At 39.5% G+C, this 11,834-nt stretch carries 10 protein-coding genes; 6 read left to right on the top strand and 4 right to left on the bottom strand.

What is annotated here, in order from left to right:
• Positions 1-7: 7 nt before the first annotated feature.
• The 5 genes from CWD91_RS19460 (at position 8) to CWD91_RS19440 (ending at position 5,117) form a co-directional block, all read left to right on the top strand.
• Positions 8-790: an L-fucose dehydrogenase gene (locus tag CWD91_RS19460; protein WP_103442641.1), complete on the top strand. Its 783-nt coding sequence runs from the start codon at positions 8-10 to the stop codon at positions 788-790.
• A gap of 66 nt (positions 791-856) precedes the next feature.
• Positions 857-2,167 carry an L-fucose:H+ symporter permease gene (fucP, locus tag CWD91_RS19455; protein WP_103442640.1) on the top strand — a complete coding sequence of 437 codons (1,311 nt, stop codon included), beginning with the start codon at positions 857-859 and terminating at the stop codon, positions 2,165-2,167.
• 58 nt (positions 2,168-2,225) lie between these two features.
• Positions 2,226-2,555 (top strand): L-rhamnose mutarotase, encoded by a 330-nt coding sequence (locus CWD91_RS19450; protein WP_103442639.1) that lies wholly within the window; start codon positions 2,226-2,228, stop codon positions 2,553-2,555.
• Positions 2,556-2,584: 29 nt separating this feature from the next.
• The gene (locus CWD91_RS19445) at positions 2,585-3,859 is read left to right on the top strand and encodes a DUF6786 family protein (protein ID WP_103442638.1); all 1,275 of its coding nucleotides are present in this window, start codon (positions 2,585-2,587) and stop codon (positions 3,857-3,859) included.
• 100 nt (positions 3,860-3,959) lie between these two features.
• Positions 3,960-5,117: an alpha-hydroxy acid oxidase gene (locus tag CWD91_RS19440; RefSeq protein ID WP_103442637.1), complete on the top strand. Its 1,158-nt coding sequence runs from the start codon at positions 3,960-3,962 to the stop codon at positions 5,115-5,117.
• A 128-nt stretch (positions 5,118-5,245) separates the two neighbouring features.
• Here CWD91_RS19440 and CWD91_RS19435 read toward each other — a convergent pair whose 3' ends face one another.
• The 3 genes from CWD91_RS19435 to CWD91_RS19425 form a co-directional block, all read right to left on the bottom strand.
• Complete coding sequence (locus CWD91_RS19435) at positions 5,246-6,262, bottom strand: LacI family DNA-binding transcriptional regulator (RefSeq protein WP_103442636.1); 1,017 nt, start codon at positions 6,260-6,262, stop codon at positions 5,246-5,248.
• A 215-nt stretch (positions 6,263-6,477) separates the two neighbouring features.
• Complete coding sequence (locus CWD91_RS19430; RefSeq protein WP_103442635.1) at positions 6,478-7,962, bottom strand: sodium:solute symporter; 1,485 nt, start codon at positions 7,960-7,962, stop codon at positions 6,478-6,480.
• Between the two features lie 265 nt (positions 7,963-8,227).
• Entirely contained in the window at positions 8,228-8,446 is a 219-nt protein-coding gene (locus tag CWD91_RS19425; protein WP_157943848.1) for a hypothetical protein, read from the bottom strand.
• Between the two features lie 250 nt (positions 8,447-8,696).
• Here CWD91_RS19425 and CWD91_RS19420 point away from each other — a divergent pair, with 250 nt between their 5' ends.
• Entirely contained in the window at positions 8,697-10,301 is a 1,605-nt protein-coding gene (locus CWD91_RS19420) for a sulfatase family protein (protein WP_103442633.1), read from the top strand.
• Positions 10,302-10,369: 68 nt separating this feature from the next.
• On the opposite strand, the gene CWD91_RS19415 is transcribed toward CWD91_RS19420, so the two are convergent.
• Complete coding sequence (locus CWD91_RS19415) at positions 10,370-11,815, bottom strand: sulfatase family protein (RefSeq protein WP_205164666.1); 1,446 nt, start codon at positions 11,813-11,815, stop codon at positions 10,370-10,372.
• Positions 11,816-11,834: the final 19 nt, after the last annotated feature.

Below are 11,834 nucleotides of genomic sequence, written 5' to 3'. Positions count from 1 at the left end.
TTAGAAAATGGATTTACAACTCAAGGATAAAATAATATTGGTTACAGGAGGTTCCAAGGGAATCGGTCATGGTATAAGCGAACTATTGGCAGCTGAAGGTGCCATCCCGGTCATTGTTGGAAGGGATAAAAAAAGTATGTTGGAGGTGGTTGCGGATATCGAAAGAAGTGGGGGGAAAGCTTCATTTGCGATCGCCGAACTTACAGATCCTGAACAATGCAGGTTTGCCGTGGAAAGTACTGTCGAAAAATATGGAAGGATCGATGGTGTTGTTAATAACGCAGGAATCAATGACGGAGTTGGTCTGGAAAATGGGAATTATGAAGATTTTTTAAGATCTATTAATCGTAACCTTACCCACTATTATTTAATGGCGCATTATGCGTTGCCGGAACTAAAGAAAACCCAGGGGTCTATTGTAAATATAGGCTCCAAGACATCAGTGACGGGGCAAGGGGGTACTTCTGGCTATGCCGCGGCCAATGGTGGGCGCAATGCCATTACCCGGGAATGGGCCGTGGAACTATTGCCCTATAATATACGGGTCAATGCAGTTATAGTAGCTGAATGTTACACCCCATTATACGATCGATGGATCAAAACTTTTGACAATCCTGAAGAAAAATTAAAAGGCATTACTGATAAAATTCCATTGGGACAAAGAATGACCACGGCCGAGGAAATTGCCAGTACGGTTGTCTTTTTACTCTCCAATCGGTCTAGTCACACTACCGGACAATTGCTCTTTGTAGATGGGGGTTATACCCATTTGGACAGGTCAATTTCTTAATGTCATATAAATTATAATCAATAATAACAACAACGTATTAACCAAAGAACAATAATCAACAATCCAATGAAAGACCAAAAACCACCAGTAGTATCTAAAAAGGTGCTTATTCCATTTATTTTAATCACCTCCTTATTTGCCCTTTGGGGGTTTGCCAATGCAGTTACCGACCCCATGGTACAAGCCTTTAAAAAGGTGTTGGAACTCTCCAATTCCCAAGCTGCTTGGGTACAAATGGCATTTTACGGAGGCTATTTCTGTATGGCTCTGCCGGCCGCACTTTTTGTGCGCAAATACTCCTATAAAGTAGGCGTATTAATTGGTTTGGCCCTATATGCAGGAGGGGCTTTATTATTTTATCCAGCTGCTATAACCGAACAATTCTGGTTCTTCTGTTTGGGACTTTACGTCCTTACCTTTGGATTGGCTTTTTTGGAAACTACTGCCAATCCTTATATTCTGGCTATGGGTGCTCCCGAAACGGCTACACAACGTCTAAATTTGGCACAGGCCTTCAATCCCGTGGGATTATTGTTGGGACTATTGGTTGCACAGCAATTTGTACTTAAAAAATTGCAGTCAGATGATATTGCAGATTATTCTGCATTGGAAGAGGCTAAAAAAGCATTGATCAGGACTACGGATTTAATGGTGATTAGGGACCCCTATGTTATATTGGGATTGGTGATTTTAGCTGTTTTTGTTTTAATCGTTATTAGTAAAATGCCACAGGCAAAGGACGAGGGAGGGATCCCAAGTTTGGGAGATACTTTTAGTGGATTGTTCAAGAATAAAAAATATGTTCTTGGCGTAGTGGCCCAAATTTTTTATGTTGGGGCGCAGATTATGTGTTGGACGTATATTTATCAGTACGCCGAGGCCATAGGAATGTCTAGCGAGGATGCAGCCACTTACCAATTTGCAGCATTTATCCTGTTCTTGGTGGGTAGGGCCATTGGAACCTATATGTTGCGATTCATGAGTCCCGGAAAACTATTGATGTATTTTGCCATTTTTGCAACTGTGTGTTGTTTGGGAACTATTTATATTGAGGGTATAATAGGCTTGTACTTTTTGGTAGGGATTACATTCTTTATGTCCCTAATGTTCCCTACTATTTATGGTATTGCGCTTAACGGACTTAACGAAGAGGAATCCAAAATTGGTGCTGCAGGCCTAGTGATGGCCATTGTAGGAGGGGCTTTAATGCCTAAATTACAGGGAATGATCATTGATGCAGGGGGTAACGCAGTAAACGATATCCGAATTATGGGTGCCACTGAGGTTAATTTTTCCTTTATCCTTCCAACTCTTTGTTTTGTTTATATAGCCTGGTATGGTTTACGGGTGTTTAAGAAGTATGAAATGGCAGCCTAAATTTAGGGGCAAATCTTAATTATGGCATTAATTAATTATCAATCATAAAATTATAGAAATGAAAAGATATTGTTTGGCATTAGATCTTAAGGATGATCCAGAGTTGATCAAGGCTTATGACGATTACCACAAGGAAGTTTGGCCGGAGATTCTACAAAGCCTTAGGGAATCCGGTATAAAGGATATGGAAATATATAGATTAAGGAACCGTATGTTTATGATTATCGATGCCGATGATAGCTTTTCCTTTGAAAAAAAGGCAAAGATCGATGCCAAGTACCCGGAAAATGAAAAGTGGGAGGAAATAATGTGGAAATTTCAACAGGCATTGCCTTTTGCTAAACCAGGGGAAAAATGGATGGAGATGGAGAAAGTTTTTAAATTATAACCCGAAACTAAAAACAAAAAGATACTACTTTGGTACGTGAAATATACTTTTTAGGTTTTAGAAATATCGTAAGGGCAATTGTGCTTTGTTCCCTGTTATGTGCTTTAAGTTGTAAAACTAAAAATGAGCAGGGAGTAAATGTTGTAGGAGTAGAAAACGAGGGTTTTGCCAAAGGTTCTTTTGGGTATGACAGGGAGTTTTTGATGGAATATTATAAAGGCTTGGTAATTCTGAAAAATGGAGAGTCCAGCATACTGATTTCTCCTGAACTTCAGGGTCGCGTTATGACGAGCACAGCCATGGGAGATGAGGGAAAAAGCTTCGGTTGGATTAATCACGATCTAATTATATCGGGAGAAGTAAACGAACATTTTAATCCTTCAGGTGGTGAAGAACGCTTTTGGTTGGGACCGGAAGGTGGACAGAATTCCTTATACTTCGAAAAGGATACCAAATTTGAATTTGATAATTGGTATGTCCCCAAGGAATTGGATACCGAGGCCTTTAATTTTGTGAATAGTAATGAAAATCAGGCCTTATTTGAAAGGGAAATGAAACTGGTAAACTATACTGGGACGACTTTTGAATTGAAGGTTCAAAGGAATATTAAACTTTTGGATAAGGAAGATGCCACCGAAATTCTTGGACTCCCAATTCCAGAAAACGTTAAAATGGTAGGTTTTGCATCCGAAAATAGTATAACCAATTTGGGGCCTGAAAGATGGGACAAGAAAACCGGCCTTCTCTCTATTTGGATTTTGAGCATGTTCAATTCCTCGGACCAAACTACTATAATTGTTCCCTTTAAGAAAGGAGATGTAGAGCATTTAGGCAACAAGGTAACGGACAATTATTTTGGGAAAATTCCTAAAGAACGACTTCAGGTCCATGACAGTGTTTTATTTTTCAAGGCGGATGGCAAGGAACGTGGCAAGATTGGTATTTCCCCTCAAAGGGCATTACCGGTATTGGGAAGTTATGATGCTAAGAACAAAGTGCTTACCATTGCCAAATTCAGCCTTCCCGAAGGGGTGACAGATTATGTTAATTCCCAGTGGGAGTTACAGGAGTTTCCCTATTCCGGGGATGCCGTAAACGCATATAACGATGGCCCGCTCGAAGACGGCGCACAGTTAGGTCCCTTCTATGAATTGGAAAGTTCTTCTCCTGCACTAGATCTTAATTCCGAGGAGAAAAGTACCCATGTACATCAAACGTTTCACTTTGTAGGGGATGATGGTGAATTGGAAAAACTGGCCAGGGATCTATTGGGAGTTTCACTCAAAGAAATAGCCGAACAGTAATGAATACATAAGACCTTGGTCCAACGGGTTTAGATAATGGTTGAGCAGGTTGGTAGTGCATAAAAGGGTAATATTTAAGAACAAATGCAGATTAAATGCCATGGAGAATAAAAAAGAAATAAAGATCAATACTAAATATCCTTCCGTAGTAGATCTAAGAAACAAAGCAAAAAAAAGGATTCCGCAATTTGCTTTTGAGTACCTGGATGGGGGTTGTAACGAAGATGTAAACCTACATAAGAACACTGCTGAAATACGCGATATAGAGCTCTTGCCTTACTACCTGAGCAAACACACAGGGTCCAGTATGAAGACCGAACTCTTCGGACATGTCTATGATGCGCCTTTTGGAATTGCTCCCGTTGGTCTACAAGGACTTATGTGGCCCAACGCTCCAGAAATATTGGCAAAATCTGCCTTTGAGCATAATATTCCGTTTATTTTAAGTACGGTGACCACGAGTAGTATCGAACGCATTAGTGAGATTACAGAAGGTAAGGCGTGGTTCCAACTTTACCATCCTACCGAGGATAGTGTTAGGGACGATATTATTAAAAGGGCGGAGGCTGCAGAATGTCCAGTATTGGTTATTTTGTGCGATGTGCCCACCTTTGGTTTTCGTCCAAGGGATATTAGGAACGGCTTGGCTATGCCACCTAAAATGTCGGTAAAGAATATACTTCAGGTACTTGGTAAACCAAGTTGGGCATTTAATACTTTAAAATATGGACAGCCTAATTTTGAAACCCTTAAACCTTATATGCCAAAAGGCTTGGATTTGGCGCAATTGGGGAAATTCATGGACCAGACCTTTTCGGGTAGGTTGAATGAGGAGAAGATAAAACCTATCAGGGACATGTGGAAGGGCAAATTGGTAATCAAAGGGGTTGCCAACGAAGCCGACGCTGAAAGCGCCATTAAACTCGGATTGGATGGTATCATAGTTTCCAATCATGGAGGTAGACAGTTGGATGCCGGGGAATCTACCATCAAACCTTTGACAAGAATCGCTGAAAAATACGGAAAGCAAATAAAGGTGATGATGGATAGCGGCTTAAGGGGAGGACCGGATATTGCCAGGACAATGGCAAGTGGGGCAGAATTTACCTTTATGGGACGTTCCTTTATGTACGGAGTGGCAGCATTGGGGGCAAAAGGTGGGGACCATACCATATCACTTTTAAAAACAGAATTGCAACAGGTAATGGAGCAAATCTGCTGTGAAGAGGTTAAGGATTTTCCAAATCATCTGATTTAATTGTGGGTTTCATACCAAATTTATGATGATTACTTTGGGTACGTTATTATATCCTAATTGCTTAGGCTAATGGAAAGTCGGATTGAAGATATTTTTAATTTTGATCTGGCTTTGCGTCTTGATCAATTTTATTCTGTTTTTAAGGAGCTGGATTCCAGTTGGGTTTCAAAGGAAATCTGTTGAATGGCTTTGGTTGGGTCCTCAATCTGTTCAACAAGGATTCTCAATGCCTTTTGACCAATTTTCTTTATAGGTTGATGTAGATAAGGGATCGGATCTTCCAAGAAGTTGTAAGACGAATTTTGATCGAATACGACCACATTGATTTTCTTAAGTATCTTTCTGTCCAAGCCCAACATTTGGGTTAAACCTTCCTCTGCCAGGGTGTTGGTATGAAAATAAATGGCATCGACTCCTGCATCCTCTACCAATTCTTTTACCACCCTTTTCATTTCTTTTTTTAATGCCCCGTGGTTGATTTTTTTTATGAATTCGGCATTCACGGGTAGTCCGGCTTGTTTAAGAGCTTCTAGGTATCCTAAATGTCTTTCTTGATAATGGTGCAGCGTTGATTCGTAAAGTACGGCTCCAATTTTTTTGTTTCCTTTTCCTAACAAATAATTGGCGGCCTGCATGGAAGCTTTAAAATTGTCTACCGTAACGTAATTGGTATTAAGATCCTTGAAGAACCTGTCGATCAGCACAAAGGGGAAGTCCTCTTTTGTAAGTTCGGCAATCATATCCTTTGATCCCTCTGGTGCCGCTATAATAAAGCCATCGACCTGCCTCATTTTAAGAAAATCCAAAACCTTATTGAATTTTTCCACCTTTTCATCCGAGGATCCGAAGATAACCGTATAATCCTGGGAAAACGCCTCGTCTTCTATAGTTCTGGCCAAATTAGAGAAAAACGGGTTGGAAATATCGGCTACAATAACTCCAATTGATCTTGTCTTATTGGTCTTAAGGCTTCGAGCATTCCAATTGGGATGATAGTTAAGTTCCTTGGCGACCTGTCTTATCTTTTTGGCAGTTTTTTCGGATACCCTATTTTCCTTTCCTTTATTACTTAGAACGTACGAAACCAAGGGTATGGAAACACCCACAATTTTTGCAATATCCTTTAATGATGTTTTAGGTTTCATGTATGTCTCGGATTATAATTACCAAGTTGGCAGGACCCTTGGATGTAACATGTTCGTAATCTGTGAGTTAAAGGTTTTAAAGGTAGATGTTACCCGGTTGTCAAAATTACGAAATTCTTGCCAAAAATTCATTGTTGGTCTCAATCTTGGGACGTAATGATAAAATTCTTAGGTTCCTTTTCTATTCAAATGTTCAAAATCAACTACTTATCTACTTAATGTTTATAGATTTCATCGGTTTTTTTATTGAATATGGATATAAGGAAGCCCACTATAAATATGGCTGCCGTTCCAAATACAATGGTTAGATAGGTATGGAAGGATGCACCAAGTGAATCCTCTCCGAAAATGGTGCTGGAAAGGCTCATCCAAATAATGATCAATATTCCTACCAGTACCCCTAAAAGCGCTCCTTTGATATTTTTGGTTTTAGAGAATAGGCCTAAAAGTAACAGTCCCAGCATACCTCCGCTAAAAATGGAGGAAAGTTTCCACCAAGCATCAAGGGCACTTTTTACGTTTATCATGGCTATGGCAATAACGATTCCAATAACACTTATAATAGCCGATGAAATATAAAGTACTCTCATTCCTTCTTTGTCGGAGGCTGTCTTTTTAAAATATTTATTGTAATAATCCGTGAGAAAGACAGTTGCAGAACTGTTAAAACTTGTTGATATGGTGCTCATTCCGGCCGCAAAGATAGAAGCGATCATAAGTCCCGTAATCCCAGCAGGGAGTGCATTAACTATAAAATAAGGAAAGACACTGTCACCTTTGTTTATATCCTGCAGTTCTACCGGTAGGGTGGCCGCTGAATGGTAATAGGCAAAAAGCGAGGTACCTATAAAAAGAAATACAGCAGAAATAGGTAGATAGATCAATCCCCCTATCAATGCAGATTTTTGAGCTTCCTTGTCTGATTTCGAGGCCATATAGCGTTGAACATAATTCTGGTCTATACCATAATTTTGCAGATTGATGAAGACACCGTAGACTAAGACGACCCAGAAGGTAGGTTCGGATAAACTAAGGCTGAAACTTCCCAGGCCAAATTTATCATTTTGGGCAGCAATGTCGAAAACCTGTCCGGGACCTTCGGGCATATTAAAGAGAATAAAACCAACACAGACCACGGCCCCCACAATCAGTATAATTCCCTGAATGGCATCTGTCCATAAGACCGCTGTAATACCGCCCAACATGGAATATATAGATACTACCAAACCTGTAAATATAATTATGGTGATCATATCCCAACCTACAATCGCATTTAGGGTAAGGGCCAAGAGGTATAAAATGGTTCCTATCCGCATCAATTGGGTCAATAGATAACACAAGGACACATAGATTCTAGCCCAGGCGCCAAAACGTTGTTCCATATAGGTATAGGCCGATGGACTATTTATTTTTCTGTACAAGGGCACAAAATATTTAACCGCAATCAAGGAGGCAATAGGAAGGGAAAGACTAAAAGCCAGTGCGTTCCAATTGGATTGATAGGCATTTCCTGGAAGGGCAAGGTAACTAATGCTACTAACAAAGGTTGCAAAAATGGACATGGTAACCACCCATCCCGGGATGTCGTTATTTCCCATGGTATAGGACGAGGACGTTCTACTTTTTTTGAAAAATGAGCCTCCGAAAAGGGCTATTCCCCCTATGTAAATGAAGAATACAATTAGATCTAAACTGTTCATTGTAATTGGCTATTTAGGTTTTTGGTATATTTTTTAAAAGTAGGATATTCACCGTACTTAAATGGTGACTAATTGTAAAATCCTGAATTTTATTATATCGTGAAAGCCATTTATTGATAAGAGGATATACTGGATATGAGTATTCGTCACATTATCTGCTTTATCGATTAAGCAATGATAATTAATTATTTCATAATATCAAAAGAAAGTGGGTTTATTTTGAAAAGCTTGTGGTTTAATATTTTTAAACCTGTCTGCGGGAATTTTAAATATACTGCTGAGTATGACCAGACAGCCCTATTTTTTCGATATTAGATTGAATTACTTTCAAATTATTAGAGATCACTTCCAATTCCTTGAACTGTTTGAAGGGAGGGGCAAGATATGGGCCGCACAATCCCAATAGTGAAGCTGCTCCTTTTGGTCCCTTTAAATAACCCGAGCCATATTTACCAATATTGTAAAGCATTCTTGCCACTTCCATCGCCACCCATTTAGGCCTTATCGACAATTTCATTATTTTCCTTGTAAAACTCATCAGCCAAACTGAGAATTTCTGAAACTTTAGCGTAGAATATCAAAACTAGATGTTTAGGTTAATAACCTGAATTTCAATATTTGATCTTTACTAAAAGTTTATCTTTTTTGTTGCCTAAAGATTAAATTTATTAATCAAACTCAGGTTGATACAAAAAAGTTATAACTTAAGTGGATCGAAAAAACATTATTTTTTAATGAATACATCAAAAATTATCTTCATTTCAACAATTGTCTTTTTTTCAATACTATTAAGTTGCGATCCAGCTAAAAAGCAAGTAGAAAGTCCACCTCCCAACATACTTTTCTGTATTGCCGACGATGCCACCTTTAAGCACATGGGCGCTTATGGCAGCTCTTGGGTAAAAACGCCAGCGTTCGACAGAGTTGCTGAGCAAGGTTTACTTTTTACTAACGCATATACTCCCAATGCAAAGTGCGCACCTTCACGTTCTTGTATTGTAACAGGTCGTAATTCCTGGCAATTGGAAGAGGCTGGAAATCATTGGAGTTATTTTCCGACTAAATTTAAGACATATGCTGAAACGCTTAGTGAGAACGGCTATCATGTTGGTTTAACTGCCAAGGGATTAGCACCAACTGTGGCATTAACTAAAAATGGGGAACAACGACTTGTTTTGGGAAAAGAATTTAATGAAAAGAAAACAACCCCTCCCACAAATGCAATGTCGAATATAGATTACGCGGCCAATTTTGTGGAATTTTTAAATGAGAAATCAGAAGACGAACCATTTTGTTTTTGGTATGGAGGGTTCGAACCCCATCGGGCATATGAATATGGTAGTGGTATAAACAAGGGCAATAAAAAGCTCGAGGATGTTGATGATGTGTTCGGATTTTGGCCAGACAATGAAGTAGTCAGAACAGATATGCTTGATTACGCTTTCGAAATAGAATACTTCGATTCACATTTGGAGCGAATGCTAAAAACTCTAGAAGACCGGGGAATGCTAGACAATACAATTGTTATCGTAACATCGGATAACGGCATGCCATTTCCACGTGTTAAAGGGCAAGCTTATGAGTATTCCAACCATTTGCCACTTGCTATTATGTGGAAAGATGGAGTAAAACAACCTGGTCGTAATATTAATGATTTTGTAAGTTTTATCGATTTTGCACCAACATTTCTTGAGCTGGCCGGTATTGAACAATCTGATTCACAAATGCAACCAATTGAAGGAAGAAGTTTAACTGATATTTTGTATTCTGATAGTGGGGAAAATATATCGGAAGACAGAGACTTTGTATTAATTGGGAAAGAGCGACATGATGTAGGTAGACCAAATGATTTGGGATATCCAATCAGAGGAATTCGCAAGGGAGATTATTTACTTGTACTTAATTTTGAGACAGACCGCTGGCCTGCGGGAAATCCGGAAACAGGTTATTTAAACACGGATGGAGGTGCCACCAAAACTCAAATATTGAATGACCGAAGGAAATTAGGGGCAAATAAGTATTGGGATCTCTGTTTTGGGAAACGCCCCAATAAAGAGTTATATAATGTAGTAGATGATCCGCTTTGCATTAATAATCTGATAGACCAGCCCGGATTATCAGATACTACGGACAAGCTAGAAACACAATTAATTGAAGAATTAAAAAAACAAAAGGATCCTCGCATACTTGGAAATGGGCATGTTTTTGATGAGTATCTGTACGCAAATGAAGCGGACCGAAATTTTTATGAGCGCCAAATGAATGGCGAAAACCCTAACGCCGGTTGGGTCAACAAAACCGATTTTGAATCGGCAGAGATGACAAAATTGTTAAAATGAAATAATAAGGATAAAGCAAATAATCTCAAACTGCACTAAAAATAATAAGATTTTTCAGATTGTTTAGGTTAAGGTCTTTGAATAGATTTTAACAAGGGATCTCCAATCTCTTTCATTTTTCTATAGATTTTTTCAGTCAACTCGCTGATAACTTCATTGATTTCATTCGAATTTTGCCCAATTAAATTAATCCGTTCCTCTGGGTCTTTGGACAGATGGTAGAGTTCATCCCTAGTAGTATCCTTAAAGTCTTTGGTCAACTTCCATTCAGTTGTACGGTATGAACGCATCAAAGCGGTACTATAGTTGATCATACTGTACTCAGCGTAAAGATCATTATCCCAGTTTTGAAGTTTTTCTCCTTTCAAAATGGGGACAATACTTCTCCCCCTCAAAACCTTTCCTACAGGAATAGCGGCTCCTGCCATTTCCAACACAGTTGGATACCAATCCATATTAGTAAAGGTTTCCTTTACTCGCAATCCAGGTTTGATAACACCAGGCCACCGGATTATTACAGGAACATGAAGTGACTGGTCATATAGATTTGGTCGGGAATTGGTGGCTAGGTTTTCTGTTGCGGGGTGCTCTTCCTTCGTGATCCAATACCCATTCCCCTTGTGCTCAATTCCATTATGCCCCATATTATATCCATGGTCAGAGGTGAATATCACTATAGTGTTTTCAGACAAGCCCAAATCCTCTAATTGCTTAATTAGCTTCCCTACACTTCTGTCCACTCCAGAGGAACTGGCCATATACTCTTTCATCTTGGTTTTGACTTTAACAATGTCCAGATTAGGATAATCAGGATGAGGGACTACCATATCCTGCTCTTTATAGGGAGCCCAGTCCTCATCAGCTACCGGTAACCATTTACTATGAGGCGATCTATAGTGAACACTAAGTAGGAATGGTTTCTCTTTATTATTTTCCATAAAAGCCAAGGCTCTATCAGTCAAAATATCTACTGTTAACCCTTGCATTTTACGTACCACCCCGTCTTCTTCCAGATTGGGATCTATTGGTGACTCACCTCCACCCGTAATACCCATAAAATATTGATATCCTTGGTTAGTCGGATGAAACCGCTGGTCGGTCCCTGGACCTGTCCAGTCGCCCAGATGCCATTTGCCTACTAAGCCTGTTTTATATCCCGCTAATGAAAGTACTTCAGGGAAGGTGAAACTGTCCGGGTCAAGCCCAATTGGATTATTGGGATCGTACAACCTGTGGCCAGGCTGAGCAATAAAATCCAAAACCCCATATTCTGATGCATACTGGCCTGTCATCAGGGAAACCCTAGATGGGCTGCATACAGGTGTGGTGACAAATGCATTTTCAAAAAACGCACTTTGTTTTGTTAATAGATCAAGATGCGGCGTAAAAGCCTGACTATTCCCGGATGCTCCCAAAGTCCAATATGCCTGGTCATCGGTATAGATGAACAGTACATTTGGCGTTTTAGACTGTGCATTTAAAGCGAAACAACAAACACATAAAATTATTTGCATGTATTTCCCTATTGTCATA

It is taken from the genome of Arenibacter hampyeongensis, assembly GCF_002909255.1.
Taxonomy (GTDB): domain Bacteria; phylum Bacteroidota; class Bacteroidia; order Flavobacteriales; family Flavobacteriaceae; genus Arenibacter; species Arenibacter hampyeongensis.
The sequence above is the reverse complement of the archived record's forward strand: the minus strand, read 5'-3'. Positions and strand labels throughout refer to the sequence as shown.